Source organism: Mediterraneibacter flintii, from assembly GCF_055387595.1.
This window is the reverse complement of sequence record NZ_AP031405.1, coordinates 2,740,686-2,758,328: the sequence shown is the minus strand read 5'-3', so window position 1 is coordinate 2,758,328 and position 17,643 is coordinate 2,740,686. Positions and strand designations below refer to the sequence as shown.

Annotated in this window: 15 protein-coding genes; 14 read left to right on the top strand and 1 reads right to left on the bottom strand. The window is 42.5% G+C overall.

Annotated elements, in window-relative coordinates; translation table 11 throughout:
• Positions 1-126: 126 nt before the first annotated feature.
• The 14 genes from ACZ5C4_RS13010 (at position 127) to ACZ5C4_RS12945 (ending at position 16,735) form a co-directional block, all read left to right on the top strand.
• Entirely contained in the window at positions 127-264 is a 138-nt protein-coding gene (locus tag ACZ5C4_RS13010) for a hypothetical protein (protein ID WP_464521373.1), read from the top strand.
• Positions 249-458: a hypothetical protein gene (locus ACZ5C4_RS13005; protein WP_464521372.1), complete on the top strand. Its 210-nt coding sequence runs from the start codon at positions 249-251 to the stop codon at positions 456-458. The genes ACZ5C4_RS13010 and ACZ5C4_RS13005 overlap by 16 nt, the downstream gene beginning before the upstream one ends.
• A gap of 17 nt (positions 459-475) precedes the next feature.
• Positions 476-889, top strand: a complete 414-nt coding sequence (locus ACZ5C4_RS13000) for an excisionase (RefSeq protein ID WP_464521371.1) — start codon at positions 476-478, stop codon at positions 887-889.
• A 71-nt stretch (positions 890-960) separates the two neighbouring features.
• Positions 961-2,091: a tyrosine-type recombinase/integrase gene (locus tag ACZ5C4_RS12995; protein ID WP_464521370.1), complete on the top strand. Its 1,131-nt coding sequence runs from the start codon at positions 961-963 to the stop codon at positions 2,089-2,091.
• 88 nt (positions 2,092-2,179) lie between these two features.
• A complete protein-coding gene (gene ychF / locus ACZ5C4_RS12990; RefSeq protein ID WP_464521369.1) occupies positions 2,180-3,277 on the top strand; it encodes a redox-regulated ATPase YchF in 1,098 nt (365 codons plus the stop codon).
• A 117-nt stretch (positions 3,278-3,394) separates the two neighbouring features.
• Positions 3,395-4,351 carry a prolipoprotein diacylglyceryl transferase gene (gene lgt, locus ACZ5C4_RS12985; RefSeq protein ID WP_464521368.1) on the top strand — a complete coding sequence of 319 codons (957 nt, stop codon included), beginning with the start codon at positions 3,395-3,397 and terminating at the stop codon, positions 4,349-4,351.
• 103 nt (positions 4,352-4,454) lie between these two features.
• On the top strand, positions 4,455-5,396 hold the full coding sequence (locus ACZ5C4_RS12980) for a zinc ribbon domain-containing protein (protein ID WP_464521367.1): 942 nt from the start codon (positions 4,455-4,457) through the stop codon (positions 5,394-5,396).
• Positions 5,397-5,557: 161 nt separating this feature from the next.
• Positions 5,558-9,100 carry a pyruvate:ferredoxin (flavodoxin) oxidoreductase gene (nifJ, locus tag ACZ5C4_RS12975; protein ID WP_464521366.1) on the top strand — a complete coding sequence of 1,181 codons (3,543 nt, stop codon included), beginning with the start codon at positions 5,558-5,560 and terminating at the stop codon, positions 9,098-9,100.
• Between the two features lie 248 nt (positions 9,101-9,348).
• Positions 9,349-10,029: a GntR family transcriptional regulator gene (locus ACZ5C4_RS12970; protein WP_186876827.1), complete on the top strand. Its 681-nt coding sequence runs from the start codon at positions 9,349-9,351 to the stop codon at positions 10,027-10,029.
• A 278-nt stretch (positions 10,030-10,307) separates the two neighbouring features.
• Entirely contained in the window at positions 10,308-11,360 is a 1,053-nt protein-coding gene (locus ACZ5C4_RS12965) for a substrate-binding domain-containing protein (RefSeq protein ID WP_464521365.1), read from the top strand.
• Positions 11,361-11,547: 187 nt separating this feature from the next.
• Positions 11,548-12,261, top strand: coding sequence for a cyclase family protein (locus ACZ5C4_RS12960; protein WP_464521364.1), 714 nt, complete (start codon positions 11,548-11,550; stop codon positions 12,259-12,261).
• An 18-nt stretch (positions 12,262-12,279) separates the two neighbouring features.
• The gene (locus tag ACZ5C4_RS12955) at positions 12,280-14,733 is read left to right on the top strand and encodes an ATP-binding cassette domain-containing protein (protein WP_464521363.1); all 2,454 of its coding nucleotides are present in this window, start codon (positions 12,280-12,282) and stop codon (positions 14,731-14,733) included.
• 2 nt (positions 14,734-14,735) lie between these two features.
• Positions 14,736-15,668: an ABC transporter permease gene (locus ACZ5C4_RS12950; RefSeq protein WP_464521362.1), complete on the top strand. Its 933-nt coding sequence runs from the start codon at positions 14,736-14,738 to the stop codon at positions 15,666-15,668.
• Between the two features lie 44 nt (positions 15,669-15,712).
• A complete protein-coding gene (locus tag ACZ5C4_RS12945) occupies positions 15,713-16,735 on the top strand; it encodes a zinc-binding alcohol dehydrogenase family protein (RefSeq protein ID WP_464521361.1) in 1,023 nt (340 codons plus the stop codon).
• 20 nt (positions 16,736-16,755) lie between these two features.
• Here the strand turns inward: ACZ5C4_RS12945 and ACZ5C4_RS12940 are convergent, their stop codons facing one another.
• Complete coding sequence (locus ACZ5C4_RS12940) at positions 16,756-17,610, bottom strand: AraC family transcriptional regulator (protein WP_464521360.1); 855 nt, start codon at positions 17,608-17,610, stop codon at positions 16,756-16,758.
• Positions 17,611-17,643 lie beyond the last annotated feature (33 nt).

The following is a 17,643-nucleotide window of genomic DNA, read 5'->3' as shown; positions in this document are numbered from 1 at the left end:
TTACGGAATATGGAATAGATACTGGATGTGTTTCCTTTACAAGATAGAGGGATATGAAGGTTGTTATTGTTCAGAATGCGTTAAAGAGATAATGGAGGGTGAACAGAATGAACGGGAGATACACAGATGAAGAAACAGAAGAATAAGCCAGCGGCGGTCAAGCTAATACGCGCGCAGGGAGAGCAAATGCGCCGGGAAAGCGCGGAGAAATGGCTGAAACGGAAAGGCGTTAAGGTGGAGGAAAACAGATGTCAGCAAGTATAGAAAGAAGTTTGTACATAGGATTGTTGAAAACAAGATTTGATTTGTTTGACAATGTAAAACTGAAATTAAAAAATAATAAAATAGTGGAGGGCGAAATCATTGACCTTGACGAAAATGTTGTTACATTAGAAAACAAAAGGGGAAATTGTTATCACGTTTTTGTAGATGACATTGAAAATTATATATCAGAATAAGGAAAGGAACAGGGCTTATGAGATTGGGAAAGTATTTGTCCGAATTGACTAAGCCAGAACTTGAAGAATTAAAAGACCTTTGTAGTTTTACCAGTGAAGAAGTCAAAATAATTGATAGCTTGCGAAGCGGAAAGAGCTATGAAGAAATTGCGGTCTGCATAGGCTATTCTACAGCTACGGCAGGCAGAAAATTATCCTTGATTAAGGAAAAAATAGAAAGGGTGTGCGGAAACGTGAAAAATAAAGTTCCTATTTGGGAGAAAATGAACCTAACATTAGAAGAAGCATCCGAGTACAGTAATATAGGAATAAATAAACTAAGGGAGATATCAAATTCTCCCAACTGTCCTTTTGTCATCTATATAGGAAGAAAACGTTTGATACGCAGAAAAGAGTTTGAGAAATACATAGGTGAAAAGATCGAAATATAGACTTATAAAGCCTTATGTGGTAATATGTAGATTACTGTATAAGGCTTTTTCTAAGAGAAAGGAGCCTATTTATGGGAAAGGATTTGAAAGGAAAGGAGTTGGGCGTCGGTATTTGCCAGACAAAAAACCAAAAGTATATTGCAAGATATACAAGCCGGAGTGGCAAGCGAATAAAGAGAGAGTTTGACAAATTAAGAGAGTGCAGGCAATGGTTGGCGGATGCCCGATTTGAGGATGAGCATGGAAATGTTTTGCAAGGTAAAGAGCCAACAGTCAGTGCGTGGTATCATTACTGGATTGACAATGTGAAAGGAGACAATATTCGATATAATACAAGGCGTAATTATGAAGAACGATATGAAAAGAATATAAATCCTTTGATTGGTGATATGTTGTTGAAAGATGTAAAACCTTTGCATTGTCAGAATGTTCTTAATCAGATGGCTGAGAGGTATGCAAATTCCGTAATTGAGCATAGTCGGCTTGTGATGTGGATGATATTTGATAGTGCGATCGAAAATGAATTGCTTGTAAAAAATCCAGTAACTAAAAGCGTTAAATGTACAAGTGGTCGAAAATCTAAAGAAAAAAGAGCGTTGACTATTGAAGAACAAAGAGTATTTTTAGAAACAGTTCATGGCACTAGTAATTATAACCAGTACGCCCTTATCTTGCAGACCGGACTTAGGACAGGAGAGATGATAGGGCTACGATGGTCGGATGTAGATTTTAAAAATAAGGTTCTTCACGTTAAAAGAACAATGGAATATCGGTATAATATAGGTCAATGGATGACCGGAGACCCAAAAACAAAAAATGGTATTCGCGATATTCCGCTGACGCAAGAGGCGATAACTATTTTGAAAAATCAAAAGGAAAAACTAAAATCTTTAAAAATAATTCCGATTGAATTTTCCGATACAGTATTTTTGTGCAGAGACGGAACGCCTACTAAAAATAGTGCTTATGACACGAAACTTTTTTATTACTGTGACAAGGCTGGAATACCAAGATTTTCGATGCATGTTTTACGACACACATTTGCCACAAGATGTATTGAGTCGGGAATGAAACCTAAGACACTGCAAATGATATTAGGACATTCTAATATTGGTATCACCATGAATTTGTACGTACATATAACGGACGATGAAAAGAAAAAAGAAATAGAAAACATTGAGGAAAAGTTAAAAATAGTTTAAAATTTGGTACGCAAATTGGTACGCGAAAAAAATATAAAATTCGAAAAATGCTTGATTTTCAAGTGTTTTTAAGGAGGTAGATAGAGAAATGAAATTAGGTATCGTAGGACTGCCAAATGTAGGAAAGAGCACGCTGTTTAATTCCCTGACAAAGGCAGGGGCAGAATCAGCAAATTATCCATTCTGTACGATTGATCCCAATGTAGGGGTTGTGACAGTGCCGGATAAACGTTTAGATGTGTTGGGGGAGATGTACCATACGAAGAAGATTATTCCCGCTGCGATAGAATTTGTAGATATTGCGGGTTTGGTGAAGGGAGCCTCCAAGGGTGAAGGGCTGGGCAATCAGTTTTTGGCGAATATCAGAGAGGTGGATGCTATTGTCCATGTTGTGAGATGTTTTGAGGACAGCAATATTGTCCATGTAGACGGGAGTATCGATCCTCTGCGTGACATAGAGACGATTAATCTGGAATTGATTTTTTCAGATTTGGAAATATTAGAAAGAAGGATTGCAAAAACAGTAAAACTCTCCCGAAATGATAAGACGGCAGCAAAAGAGCTGGAGCTTTTGAATCGGATTAAGGCACATCTGGAAGAAAATAAGATGGCGAAAACTTTTGAGACAGATGACGAGGAAGAAAAGGAGTGGATGGCAGGATATAATCTGCTGACTGCTAAGCCTGTCATCTTTGCGGCAAATGTGGCGGAGGATGACCTGGCAGATGATGGGGCGAATAATACCAAGGTTGCGGCAGTGCGCGAGTATGCCAAGCGAGAACAATGCGAAGTATTTGTTATATGTGCGCAGATTGAACAGGAAATTGCAGAATTAGAGGACGAGGAAAAGAAGATGTTTTTGGAGGACTTGGGTTTAGAAGAGTCAGGTCTGGAAAAACTGATTAAAGCGAGCTATCATCTCTTGGGACTTATCAGCTATCTGACGGCGGGAGAACCGGAAGTACGTGCATGGACAATCACGAAGGGAACGAAGGCGCCACAGGCAGCGGGAAAAATTCATTCGGACTTCGAAAGAGGATTTATCCGTGCGGAGGTAGTAAGCTATGCGGATCTGATGGCATGTAAAACTTACGCAGCAGCGCGGGAGAAAGGGCTGGTAAGACTAGAAGGGAAAGACTATGTAGTACAGGACGGGGATATTATGCTGTTCAGATTTAATGTATAGTACCAGCTTTGCCATACTTTGAACAGGCACAAAAGTCGCAGTAAACAAGAACTGCGGCTTTATGGATGACACGAGTAAGACGGGGCGGGGACAATATAGAAAGAGAGGAGCATAATTATGCATTATGACATTAGTTTCCCACATCTTGGTATCTACCTGGAGCATGTGGGAAAAAGTGTCCGTGTCTTTGGATTTGAGATTGCATATTATGGAATCATAATTGGGCTGGCAATTCTGTTGGGATTTTTGATTGCCACTTCCGAGGCCAAAAGGACGAGACAGAACCCAGAAGACTATCTGGATATGGGGATTATTGGAGTGATAGCCGGAATTGCCGGAGCCAGAATTTACTATGTGATATTCTCCTGGGATATGTACAAGGACAATCTGTTGGATATATTTAATCTGCGGGAAGGCGGGCTCGCTATTTACGGCGGCGTGATCGCGGCAGTGATTAGTGTTCTTGTGCTGGCTAAGGTAAAGCATCTGTCGGCGCCGCAGATATTTGACACAATTGCAATGGCACTGCTAAACGGGCAGATGCTTGGAAGATGGGGGAATTTTTTTAACAGGGAGGCGTTTGGAGAATATACGGACAGTCTGTTTGCGATGAGACTGCCGTTAGACGCGGTTCGTTCTTCGGATGTGACAGAGCAGATGCGAAGGGCTGTGCAGCAGATAGACGGCGTAAGCTATATTCAGGTACATCCTACGTTTCTTTATGAGTCTTTCTGGTGCATGGCGCTGCTGATTTTTTTGTTTGCATACCGGAAACACAAAAAGTATGAAGGAGAACTCTTTCTGCTGTATTTATTTGGCTACGGACTGGGCAGGGTGTGGATAGAAGGGCTCAGGACGGATCAACTGCTCCTTCCAGGGCTTGGCATCGCGGTATCCCAGCTTCTGGCAGGGCTGATTGTAATCGGTACTGGCGTGGCACTCTTGTATCTTAGGAAAAACCATAAGAGGATGCCGTTTCTGAAAACGGAGAAAAGATATGAACCCATGCCGGAGAAAATAGAGGGAAAGAAACCTCCTAAAACAAAAGAACGGATATTCAAATTTAAGAAGTAGGTAAGAAACCAAAATAGTCCCTGTATATTACATCCAAGGCAAGTCATGCATGAAGAGGTGGTATACAGGGATTAAAAAAATAGGAATATGGGAGAGGTGGAAAATGTTTTGTGAAAATTGTGGGAAAAAGATAGAAGAAGGAGAGCAGTTCTGTCCAAACTGTGGACAGAAAGTATCGGCGGAAGAAAGAGAGTATGCAAGGACTCCGGAGGAAACAGAAATCCAAGGTCATTCTGATATGAAGGAATACAAAGGGGAGCAACAGGGTGGAAAGAAGCCGGACAAAAGGAAAAAAGGGAAGGCAGGGCTAATAGCTGCCCTGGCGGTTCTTCTGATCGCCATTCTTATACTGGCGGCAGCATTCGCTATATTTTTCCTGAAAAAGAAGGAAGAAGAAGCGCAGCAGGAAGCAAAAAAACAAGAAGAGATAGAGGCAAAGAAGGAAGAAAAGGAAGAAAAAGAAAAACAGGAAGAGAAGGAAGCGGCAAAAAGAGAAGAACGTGAAGAGACAGAAAAAGCAGAAGAAAAAGAACTGCCGGAGCCAGAACCAACAGGTATCGCGACAGGGCTGACGTATGCGGGAGAAGAAATTTATATGGCGGATTTTACAGTTTCTGCGTCCTCTGTCCTAAAAGAAAGTGGATATAATTATGAGACAGAAAATTTGACGGATCTGGATGCTTCTACATGTTGGGCGGACGGTGTGGCAGGAAACGGAACAAATGAAAGTATCCTTTTTACAAGCAGTCAGAAACAGGCGGTAAGAGGGCTTGCAGTTTTGCCAGGATTTTGTGCCAGTGCAGATTTGTATGCAAAAAATGGAGCGCCGATAGCGTTTCATATAGAATACGGAGAAGAATCTATGGATTTTTCTTATGTAGACAGGGAACTTCCCTTCCACAGCGAAAATCCTTTCGACGGGATGATATATATTGACTTTGGAGAAACAGTAGAAATTAGTGAGTGTAAAGTGACGATTACTGACGTCAGAGATGGAAATAAATATGATGATTGCTGTATTACAGAAATGTTTTTGTATCAGTAAATATCTGCCATTGAAAAGAGGCTAAATAGAATGGAAAATGTACCTGAAAATAAACAAAAAATAGAGTGTGTTCTATAGACTTTTGCTATTTTTCGGGATATAATTACAGTACATGTGAAAATATTAACTTTACAATGTAAATTATAAGGAGGAACAACAAAATGGCAAGAAAAATGAAGACCATGGATGGTAATCAGGCTGCCGCCCACGTTTCCTATGCGTACACAGAAGTTGCGGCGATCTATCCGATTACACCATCATCTGTTATGCCAGAACACATTGACGAATGGGCTACTGAAGGTAGAGAGAATATCTTTGGGCAGACTGTAGAAGTTACAGAGATGCAGTCAGAGGCAGGTGCGGCAGGTGCTGTACACGGTTCTTTATCAGCAGGAGCTCTGACAACAACATTTACAGCTTCACAGGGATTGCTTCTGATGATCCCAAACTTATATAAAGTAGCAGGTGAACAGCTTCCAGGTGTGTTCAACGTATCTGCGCGTGCACTTGCAAGCCATGCGCTGTCTATTTTTGGAGATCACTCTGATGTTTACGCCTGTCGTCAGACTGGCGCGGCTATGCTGTGTGAATCCAGTGTACAGGAGGTTATGGACTTAACACCGGTTGCACATTGCGCAGCATTGGAAGGAAAACTTCCGTTTATCAACTTCTTTGACGGATTCAGAACATCCCATGAGATTCAGAAAATTGAGACTTGGGATTATGAAGACTTGAAAGAGATCGTAAATATGGATGCAATTGATGAATTCCGTGCACATGCACTGAACCCGAACCATCCATGCCAGAGAGGTTCTGCTCAAAATCCGGATATTTTCTTCCAGGCAAGAGAGGCATGTAATCCATATTATGATGCTATGCCGGCAATCGTTCAAAAATACATGGATAAAGTAAATGAGAAGATCGGAACAGATTATAAGCTGTTCAACTACTATGGAGCAGCAGACGCAGAGCATGTGATTATTGCAATGGGTTCTGTCTGTGATACGATCGAAGAGACAATTGACTACCTGACAGCAGCCGGAGAGAAAGTGGGCGTTGTGAAGGTACGTCTGTACAGACCGTTTTGCGCAGAAGCTCTGATCTCTGCAATTCCGGATTCTGTGAAGAAAATTTCTGTTCTTGACAGAACAAAAGAACCAGGAGCACTTGGCGAGCCTCTGTATCTGGATGTCGTTGCAGCCCTCAAAGGCACAAAATTCGATGCAGTTCCGGTATATACAGGACGCTATGGACTGGGATCAAAAGATACGACTCCGGCTCAGATTGTTGCAGTATACCACAATGATGAGAAACAGAAATTCACGATCGGTATCGTGGATGATGTGACAAATCTGTCTTTGAAAGCGGACGAGCCGCTTGTTACGACTCCAGAAGGAACAATCAACTGTAAATTCTGGGGACTTGGAGCAGATGGAACAGTCGGTGCAAACAAGAACTCCATCAAGATTATCGGTGACAACACAGATATGTACGCACAGGCTTACTTTGACTATGACTCCAAGAAGTCCGGCGGTGTCACAATGTCTCACCTGCGTTTCGGAAAACTTCCGATCAAATCCACATACCTGATCCACCAGGCAAACTTTGTTGCATGTCATAATCCGTCTTATGTGGACAAGTATAATATGGTGCAGGAGTTAGTTGACGGCGGTACATTCCTTTTGAACTGTCCATGGGATATGGAAGGACTTGAGAAACATCTTCCAGGACAGGTAAAAGCATATATTGCAAAACACAATATTAAATTCTATACAATCGACGGTATCAAGATCGGAAAGGAAATCGGACTTGGCGGACGTATCAATACGGTGCTGCAGTCTGCATTCTTTAAGCTTGCTTCTATTATTCCGGAAGAAGAAGCGATCGATCTGATGAAGAAAGCTGCGAAAGCTACGTATGGCAGAAAAGGTGACAAGATTGTACAGATGAACTATGATGCGATTGACGCAGGTGCGAAACAGGTTGTAGAGGTTGCCGTTCCAGAAAGCTGGAAAGACGCGGCTGACGAAGGACTTGCAACACCGCACGTAGATGAAAACGGAAGAAAAGACGTTGTAGATTTCGTTAAGAATATTCAGGCAAAAGTAAATTCCCAGGAAGGAAATTCATTGCCGGTATCCGCTTTCAATGAGTATGTAGATGGTTCCACACCGTCTGGTTCCTCCGCATATGAGAAACGTGGAATTGCGGTAGATATTCCGATCTGGAAACCAGAGAATTGTATCCAGTGTAACCGCTGTGCATATGTATGTCCACACGCTGTTATCCGTCCGGTGGCATTGACAGAGGAAGAACTTTCCAAGGCTCCGGAAGGAATGGAAACTATCGATATGATCGGTATGCCAGGAATGAAATTCTCTATCACAGTTTCTGCTTATGACTGTACAGGATGTGGATCTTGTGCAAATGTATGCCCAGGTAAGAAGGGCGAGAAAGCGCTTGTTATGGGGAACATGGAAGCAAATGCCGGAAAACAGGATTTCTTCGACTATGGACGCGAAATTCCGGTAAAACCAGAAGTTGTTACAAAATTCAAAGAAACGACAGTAAAAGGAAGTCAGTTCAAACAGCCGTTGCTTGAATTCTCAGGAGCATGTGCAGGCTGCGGCGAGACTCCTTATGCAAAATTGATTACACAGTTGTTTGGTGACAGAATGTACATTGCAAATGCAACAGGATGTTCTTCTATCTGGGGCAACTCTTCACCGTCCACACCATATACGGTAACTCCGGAAGGAAAAGGGCCAGCTTGGTGTAACTCTTTGTTTGAGGACAATGCAGAGTTTGGATATGGTATGCTTCTGGCACAGAATACAATTAGAGCAAGACTGAAAGGCAAAGTTGCAAAACTTGCGGAATCTGCAGAAAACGCTGATGTAAAGGCAGCCGCACAAGAATACCTGGATACATTTGCATGTGGAGCGACAAACGGAACAGCAACAGATAAGCTGGTAGCTGCGCTGGAAAGCTGTGGATGTGATATGGAAGAAAAGACAGAGCTGCTGAAGAACAAAGATTTCCTTTCTAAGAAATCACAGTGGATATTCGGCGGTGACGGCTGGGCTTATGATATTGGATTCGGCGGCGTTGACCATGTACTTGCAAGCGGCAAAGACATCAATATCATGGTATTTGATACAGAGGTTTACTCCAATACAGGCGGACAGTCTTCTAAGGCTACAAAGACAGGTGCTACGGCACAGTTCGCAGCCGGCGGAAAAGAGATTAAGAAGAAAGACCTTGCAGGCATCGCAATGAGCTATGGTTATGTATACGTTGCACAGATTGCTATGGGTGCTGATTTCAATCAGACAGTGAAAGCGATCGCAGAGGCAGAGGCTTATCCGGGACCATCTCTGATTATCGCATATGCTCCATGTATCAACCATGGTATTAAGAAGGGCATGAGTAAGGCGCAGACAGAGGAACAGCTTGCAGTAGAGTGTGGATACTGGAACAACTTCCGGTTTAACCCTGCCGCAGAAGGCAATAAGTTCTTCCTTGACAGCAAAGAACCGAAACAGGAAGAATACCAGGCATTCCTTGACGGAGAAGTTCGTTACAATGCATTGAAGAGAGCAAATCCTGAAAAAGCTGAAAAGCTCTTCGCTCAGAATGAGAAAGAAGCAATGGAGAGATATGCTTATCTGAAAAAACTGGTGACTCTGTACGGAGAAGAATAATCACTGTGGCTTGACTGCTTATCCATAAAGGAAAAGTCAGCGGCAGCGTAAAGAGAAATTCCTTAATTGTTGTATACAGTTGAGGAATTTCTTTTTATATTGACAATATATCTCATAAGCCATTATACTAGATATATAACTTGTATACTAGCTTGCAACATAAAGTGGTATACAATTCGGATCTGGATGACAGACATCTCCTTTCTAGTACCCAGATCCAATCTAGAAAATAAAGGTTTGGTAAAGCGATGATTGTAAAGAAAAGATATGGAAGGGAAACTGGAAGGGAATATGTGCTGCGTGTACTCAAAGAGAATATTGTGATGTTGGAATTAGAACCAGGAAGCAGAATCAGTGAAAACGAGCTGGCAGCAGAACTGGGAATTTCACGAACACCAGTGAGAGAAGCTCTGATCGAATTGAGCAAAAGCAAAATTGTTGAGATTTATCCGCAGAAGGGGAGTTATGTTTCACTGATTGACTGGGAAATGGTAGAAGAAGCGCAGTTTATGCGTATCACTCTGGAGAAAGCGGTTATCTGTCTGGCATGTCAGGACATAGAAGAAGAAAATCTACAAATACTGGAAAAGAATGTGAAGCTGCAGCAATTTTATCTGAATAATAATGAGCCGGGAGAGCTGTTAGATCTAGATAATCAATTCCATAAAGAACTGTTTAGAATGACAAATAAACCACATATTTATAAATTGATGAGTAATATGATGCTACATTTTGACCGTTTGCGTACGCTCCGTACAAAAACTGTGGATCAGCAGTATGTAATAGATGACCATATGGAGATTCTGGACGCAATTCGCAGAAAGGATGCAAAACGGGGAAGAATCGCTATGGAACGACATCTGACGAGACATGAAATTGATGAAGCGGTTGTAAAAGAGAAATATCAGCAATTTTTTAAGGAAAAATAAAAGACGGCATTAAGTGATACCTTATAAAGATAAAAAATTCTGTCAGGATTTCAAAAGGAAAAAAGAAATCTTGACAGAATTTTTTTGTGTAATATGACAGAAAATCAAAATGCATTTCCAGAGCAAAGAAGATAAAAATTGTGCAAAATAGAGAAAAGAAATGGGAAATGTAAAAGTATAACGGAATGAGTTGACAAAATATATCGGGGGGGGGGGTAAGATACTAGTATACAAGTGTGGAGGATGTTCCACAATAGTTTCAAAAGGAGGATTTAGTTATGAAAAAAAGAAGTAGAGTATTAGCGGCACTTCTGGCAGCGGCGATGGTAATGAGCATGGCAGGATGTGAGAGTTCAGGTTCAGACGACAAGAAAGATGCAGGCGAAAAGAGCAAGGGCGGTTATAAAATCGGTCTGACAAACAGTTTTAATGGAAACTCCTACCGTCAGCAGATGGAAGCATATGCGCAGGAGGCGGCGGATGAATTAAAAGAGTCTGGAGAGATTTCTGAATTTACAATTGTAGAAGCAAATAACGATGCTTCCAAACAGGTACAGCAGATTGAAAACTTTATTCTGGAGGGAATGGACGCAATTATTATCGATCCAATTTCCGCTACTGCACTGACAGGGGCGATTCAGGAGGCATCTGATGCCGGAATCCCATGTATCATTATCAATGACGGCCCAGTAGAATCGGATGCAGAACTGTGCTATCAGATTAACTTTGATACAGTGGATCAGATGGGGACATTGACAGAATATGTATGTGAGGCAATCGGCGGAAAAGGCAAGATTATCGAGCTGAGAGGAACTGCAGGAGCAGAGTTTGACAATATTGCACACGAAGGCGTGATGAAGACATTAGAAAATTATCCGGAGATTGAAGTTGTCGCAGAGGTCTATACAGACTGGACAGGTTCTAAGGCACAGTCAGAATTAGCTTCTGTTCTTCCGACGCTGGATGAGGTTGACGGAGTTGTAACACAGGGAGGAGATTCTTACGCAGCCGTACAGGCATTTGAGGCAGCTGGAATGGAACTTCCGGTTATCGGCGGCGACAACCGCGGTTATTTCTTGAAGTGGTGGGCAAATGAAGCACCAGAGGGATATGATACAATTTCTGTTTCCTCCAATCCTTGGGACGGAGCTACTGGAGTATATGTAGCATGTGACATTTTAAGCGGTGAATATGAAATTCCGAATGAAATGATACATCCGTTTGCAGTAGTGACAAAGGACGAAGTACAGAACTACAAAGATATGGGAGATGAAGAAATAGGAACTCCGACATATGACCGCGAGTGGGTAAGAGAGAACTTATATAAATAGTGAAGTACCGATAACGAGAATAAATAGTGAGAAGAACAGCCAGGCCGCGACAGGGCAGTAGAAGGGTCTGGCTGTTTCTATTCTGCCGGAGTATGCTTTTTTGCAGGAACAGTTATTTGTGTATATTTCTGTCATTATCCGGCGGCAGGCAATGAAAAAGAATTGACATGGAAAAGAGGGATATTTCGTGAAAGAACAAATCATATCTTTAATGCAGCAAGTAATGGATTCTTCCAATATTGTCGACTTAAGCTATACATTGGAGCCAGGGATGCCCGTTTGGCCGACACATGCAAGATTTGGAAGCATTGTGTATGAGACATATGACGAAGGGGCGGTTTCTCTACATAGACAGCTTAGCTTCGGAGAACATACGGGTACACATCTGGATGCGCCGAAACACTTTATAAAAGGTGGAGCATCTATTGAAGAGGTAGACGTCAGAGCAGTGATAGGAAGAGGAGTCAGGATAGACGCTTCGTTTTTGGAGCCATGCGGAGTATATACACTGGATATGCTAAAAAAATTTGAGGAAAAAAATGGAGAGATCCAAAAAGGAGATGTTATCCTTTTGTATTTCGGGTGGGAAGAAAAATACGGAATAGGCAAAGCGGCGGAAGGATTTTTAAAAGACTGGCCGGGGCTGGGAGAGGATGCGGCACAGTATCTTCTGGATAAAGGAGTTGCCTCTGTAGGAACAGATGCACTTGCACTGGATCCGTTCGGAAGTGAAACATATCCCTGTCATCTGATTCTGCTTGGTAATGGAGTGCCGATTATAGAAAACCTGACGAATTTACATAAGCTTCCGGTATTTTCTTATGTAGTTGGTCTGGCAAATAAGATAAAGGACGGTTCTGCATCTCCGATAAGGGTGATTGCACTGACACCGGTCAAATAGAAAGGAGCATTTAAAAAAGTGAAAAGAGCAGAAACACAGACTCCTTATATAGAATTGCTGGAGATTGACAAGTTTTTTGGAATTACAAAGGCACTTAAGAAAATCAATCTTCAGATATTTACAGGAGAAGTAATTGGGCTGGTTGGTCCAAATGGAGCAGGAAAATCTACTATGATGAAGGTGCTGACCGGAGTGCTTCCTCCCACAGCAGGGAAAATCATTGTAGAAGGCAAAGAGATGGCGAAATATACGACAAAAGAGGCGAAGGAAATTGGTATCTCCTGTGCATATCAGGACTTGTCCCTGTGTACAAACCTAAGTGTGTATGAAAACTTCGCAATGCTGAATGTGGAACATAGTATTGTCACAAAACCAGGCTGGAGAAAAAGGGCAAAGAAGGAAGCAAAAGAACTTCTGGAGAAATACTTTCCCAATAATCATATTGATGTGATGAAGCCGGTAGAACGTCTGACACTCGCTGAGAGACAGATAGTAGAGATCTGTAAGACGTTGATGACAGATAATTTAAAGGTATTGGTTCTGGACGAACCGACCTCCGCACTGTCTACAGACAAGGCAGAACAGCTTCATAAAGTGGTGGAGGAATTAAGCGCAAAGGGAACGGCAGTCATCTATATTTCTCATAAGCTGGATGAAATACGGAAAGTATCTGACCGTATTGTAATGATGAGAAATGGCGCGAACTCAGGGGAGTGTGATCCTGCTGAGATTACAACAGAACAGCTTGTAGAAATGCTTGGAGGCACCGGCGCAAAAAAGGCAGTGTTAAAAAGCAGTGCAACGGAAAATGTACAGGATGTTAAGATGGCGGCGCAGATTAAGGACTTCACTGGAAAAGGTCTGTACAATATCAATATGTATGTAAACAGAGGCGAGATCGTAGGAATTTCCGGCTTGGTGGGTTCGGGACAGACAACGCTTTTAAATCTTCTCTATGATTCGAAAAAATATAAGGGAAAAGAGAAGAAAGGTGTAATTTTAAATACATCTGTATCGTATGTCAGCGGGGATCGGGCAAAGGAAGGAATCTTCCATCTCTGGGATATTTTTGACAATACGATTATTGGAAATCTGGATCAGGTGAAAAAGGGTCTGTTTTTGGATAAGAAGAAATCAGAAGAGCTGGCGCAGACATGGTATGACAAACTGAAATTTAAGGCTGAAGGAATTCACAGCCCGATTATGTCACTTAGTGGAGGAAACCAGCAGAAAGCGTTGATTGCCAGAGGAATCGCGTCAGGCGCCGAGTTGATTATTTTAAATGATCCGACAGCGGGAGTAGATATAGAGACAAAGCAGGAAATCTATAGTCTTCTTGAAGAGGCAAAAAAAGCAGGGAAAGCGGTAATTCTCTATTCTACAGAAGACGCGGAAATTGAGATCTGCGACCGTGCTTATATTATGCATGAAGGTGAGATTACCGAAGAATTAAAGAAAGAAGAAATCACAGTTGCAAATATTGTAAAGGCTTCTTTTAAGGATGTAAAACATAAGAAAGCAACAGAAGAGAAAAAAGAGGGAATCGCACATAGGATTTTGACATCTCGGGTATTGCTTCCGGTTGCCGCTATGATCATTATGATTCTGGCAAATGCAGCGATGAATCCACGTATTCTCTCCTATATGGGGCTGCGCATGTTGGTTTCATCGGCTGTACCTCTTGTATTTGCTGCTCTAGGGCAGATGTTCATAGTCACAGCGGGCGACGTAGATATGGGAAATGGATATTCTATCGCGCTGGTCAATGTACTGGTCGGTATCATACTGACAGGCAATCCCTTGTTTGGTATCGTAAGTCTGGTGATCTTTATCGCCGCATATGCGCTGATGGGAGCATTGATCCATGTGCGCAATATTCCTGCGATTGTCGTAACATTAGGTGCGCAATTTGTATGGTGGGGAATTGCCTTAGTGATTGCGCCATCTCCAGGCGGAACCTGCCCTGAGTGGCTGCTTGCGATTTACAAGTTTGAATTTCCGATTGTTCCAATGCCGATTGTGTTGTGTGTACTCGCAGGAATTTTCTGCTGGTATGTACTTTTCCGCGCGAAATACGGAATGATTTTAAGAGGAATCGGCAATAACCCTCTGGCAGTAGAGCGTTCCGGCTGGTCTTATCTACAGGCGAAAATGGCTAATTATGCGCTTGCCGGATTGATGGTTGTACTGGCTGGTATGGCATATACGGCGGTTTGTATGGGAGCAGATGCGAATTCATCCGCGACATACTGTATGATGTCTATTGCGACAGTTATTCTTGGCGGATGTGAGATGGCGGGAGGAATTGTGGCACCGATCGGCGTGGTATGCGGCGGAATCGCTATGTCTTTTATCACAACAATTCTGACATCATTCAGGGTAGATTCGAATTACCAGACAGCAGTGACAGGCCTGATTTTGATTGTCGTGCTGGCAATCAAATTGGTTACCCATAAAAAGGAGGGAAGATAAAAATGAAAAAGATAATGACGAAGTATGCGTTTATATGGCCGCTTCTCGGTTCCATCCTTTTGTGGATTGCGATTTCAGCTGTATCCGGGAAATTTAGTGTCGCACAGGTGTTTTCCAGCGCTAAGTTATGTTCGTTCGCTCTGCTTTTGGCGTTGGGACAGATGGTAGTTGTAACGAGTGGAGAAGGTGCAATTGATCTGTCACAGCAATATATCCTGACACTGGCTGCATATATATCCTGTGATCTAATGCAGTACAACGTACTTCTTGGGATCGTGGCGGCAGTGGCGGTGGGTGCACTGTGCGGCCTGGTAAACGGGCTGATCAATATTTACTTAAAAGTTCCGGCAATGGTGACAACTTTGGCTACGGGATATATTATCTTTACGATTGTACTTGTCCTGGCTCCGGGAATGAAAACACTGCCAGATGCCGGATTTGTGGATTTTATTAATCTTCATGCAGGCGGATTTTCTATGCTGACAGTTATCTGTATTCTTGTTGCAGTTCTGCTTGCGCTGCTTCTCTATAAGACAAAATATGGGAAACAGCTCCATGCGGTGGGGCAGAAAAGAGTGGCAGCAGGATATGCAGGCATCAATGTCAAAAGAGTCGTGATTCTCGCATTTGTATTAGGCGGCGCCTTGTGCGGGCTTTCTGGTACTCTGTGCGGGGCCTTCAATGGCGGGGCATTTCAGGATATGGGAACAACTTACTTCCTGCCATCCATTGCAGCGGCATTTGTAGGAGGAACAGCGGCATCCGGCGGAAAATCCAATGTCGCCGGTGTATGTTTAGGTGCATTGATGATGTATCTGCTTACGACATTCTTAAATGCAGCAAGTCTGTCAGTAGGAATGCAAAGGCTGATTCAGGGGGCAGTCCTTGTTCTGATACTGGTAGCGTCGGTTTCCAGTGATGCCAAGAAAAGTTAGGCACATTTATGTATCTAAAAGATAGTATGTGAGGAGGAAGACGCATGAAAGGGATTCAGATTGTAAAACCGAATGAATTGAAAATGATTGAGATGGAAAAGCCAGTGATTACAGAACAGGACAATGTGCTGGTGAAAATGAAAGCTGCGGGCATCTGCGGCTCTGATGTAGGGATTTATCACGGGACTAACGCCGCTGCTACATATCCGCGCGTCATTGGTCACGAAATGGTTGGAGTCGTAGAGGAAGTAGGGGCGAATATCAAACATTTAAAGCCAGGAGACAGAGTGATTGTAGATCAGGTTGTAAGCTGCGGGTACTGCTATGCATGCCGCAAAGGGAGAGGAAATGTATGCGGTAGCCTGAAGGTACGCGGGGTACATATTGATGGAGGATACAGGGAATATATGGCAGTACCGGAACACGACTGTTATATTTTGCCGGAGGGGCTTACCGATACGGAGGCGGTTATGATTGAACCGACAACGATTGCCATACAGAGCTGCTCCAGGGCAGAATTGTGTGCGGAAGATACGCTGCTTATTTTAGGCTGCGGTGCTCTTGGAAGCACAATTTTGAAAATCGCCAGATTAAGCGGCGCTAAAATTATCGTTGCAGACATTGTGGAGGAAAAGCTGCAGGAGGCATTGCAAAACGGCGCCGACTATGCAATCCATATCGCAAGCGAGGATGTGGTTAGAAAAGCGCGTGAATTGACAGAAGGATATGGGCCGACAGTTTCGATTGACGCAGCCTGCACGAAGGATTCTCTTTTAACGCTTTTAAATGCAACGGGAAATGCAGGGCGTGTGATGACAATGGGATTTTCAGTGGCACCTACAGAGGTGAATCAGTTTGTTATCACATCGAAAGAGCTGGATGTGAGAGGATCAAGGCTTCAGAATAAGAAATTCCAGACTGCAATTGACTTGATACGGGAAGGAAAATTAGATCTGACAGGAACAATTTCTCATACATATCCGTTTGAGAAGGCGCAGGAAGCGTTTGATTTCGTAGATACAAAGGATCCGTCTATCCGCAAGATAGTGTTGACTTTTGGAGAATAACAATTAAAATACCTGAGCGTTTAAAAGGAGGCGCTCAGGTATTTTTTTGGAGTGATGCCCTTATATTTTTTAAAGGTCTTAATAAAATAGCTAATATCATTGAATCCACAGCTAAATGCCACTTCTGTGATAGAGTCACTGGAAGTGACGAGTTTCAAACAGGCCTGCTCGATCCGGTAATAATTCAGATAATCAATCGGAGTGCGGTGCGTCATTTCATGGAAGAAACGACAGAAGTATTTTGCGTTCATGCCGGCTTCCTTTGCTAATATATCCAGAGTCAGACATTGATCATAGGAGGTCTCGATCATTTCGAGAACCTTTTTTAGCTGTTCGATCCGCCTGTTGTTCTTTGCCGATACGTTTCCGATAGGCTTATAATAATGATGACTGAAGACATAACCAAAGAATTGATATAAAGCTCCGATGACGGTCAATTTATAGCCTTCAGATTTGCCCCTCATAGCTTCAAAAAGAAACTTTATGATCTCTTTCAACTCTTCGTCGCAGTTACTAATGTGGTGGTATATTTGAATAGAACTATTTTCTATTTTTTTTAAAAATGTTTCCCCGATATGATTAGGAGATAAAAGAATACCGAGGTTAAAGACAATACATTCATAGACACAGTGCTTCGGTATTCCTCCGTGCAACGCTCCGCTTTGTACAAAAATGAGATCTCCCTCCTGGGCTGTGAATGTGGATTCATTGAGTGTCATCAAGAACTCACCCTTGAGAATACGTATAATTTCATATTCAATATGCCAATGATAAGACATTTCATAACGCGGATGGCTTGCAGTGACATGATAAAACTCAATCGGAAAATCAAAAGTTCCATGCTTTTTATCTTCTCTATATTTAATATATTTCATATTTCATTTTCTCCTATATAAAATGTAGAAACA

What these genes read in the sequence shown, in the direction of transcription:
- ACZ5C4_RS12940 (WP_464521360.1), bottom strand. Translation starts at nt 17,610, where the DNA reads ATGAAATATATTAAATATAGAGAAGATAAAAAGCATGGAACTTTTGAT.
- ACZ5C4_RS12965 (WP_464521365.1), top strand. Translation starts at nt 10,308, where the DNA reads ATGAAAAAAAGAAGTAGAGTATTAGCGGCACTTCTGGCAGCGGCGATG.
- ACZ5C4_RS13000 (WP_464521371.1), top strand. Translation starts at nt 476, where the DNA reads ATGAGATTGGGAAAGTATTTGTCCGAATTGACTAAGCCAGAACTTGAA.
- ACZ5C4_RS12950 (WP_464521362.1), top strand. Translation starts at nt 14,736, where the DNA reads ATGAAAAAGATAATGACGAAGTATGCGTTTATATGGCCGCTTCTCGGT.
- ychF (WP_464521369.1), top strand. Translation starts at nt 2,180, where the DNA reads ATGAAATTAGGTATCGTAGGACTGCCAAATGTAGGAAAGAGCACGCTG.
- ACZ5C4_RS12945 (WP_464521361.1), top strand. Translation starts at nt 15,713, where the DNA reads ATGAAAGGGATTCAGATTGTAAAACCGAATGAATTGAAAATGATTGAG.
- lgt (WP_464521368.1), top strand. Translation starts at nt 3,395, where the DNA reads ATGCATTATGACATTAGTTTCCCACATCTTGGTATCTACCTGGAGCAT.
- ACZ5C4_RS13010 (WP_464521373.1), top strand. Translation starts at nt 127, where the DNA reads ATGAAGAAACAGAAGAATAAGCCAGCGGCGGTCAAGCTAATACGCGCG.
- ACZ5C4_RS12980 (WP_464521367.1), top strand. Translation starts at nt 4,455, where the DNA reads ATGTTTTGTGAAAATTGTGGGAAAAAGATAGAAGAAGGAGAGCAGTTC.
- ACZ5C4_RS12995 (WP_464521370.1), top strand. Translation starts at nt 961, where the DNA reads ATGGGAAAGGATTTGAAAGGAAAGGAGTTGGGCGTCGGTATTTGCCAG.
- nifJ (WP_464521366.1), top strand. Translation starts at nt 5,558, where the DNA reads ATGGCAAGAAAAATGAAGACCATGGATGGTAATCAGGCTGCCGCCCAC.
- ACZ5C4_RS13005 (WP_464521372.1), top strand. Translation starts at nt 249, where the DNA reads ATGTCAGCAAGTATAGAAAGAAGTTTGTACATAGGATTGTTGAAAACA.
- ACZ5C4_RS12970 (WP_186876827.1), top strand. Translation starts at nt 9,349, where the DNA reads ATGATTGTAAAGAAAAGATATGGAAGGGAAACTGGAAGGGAATATGTG.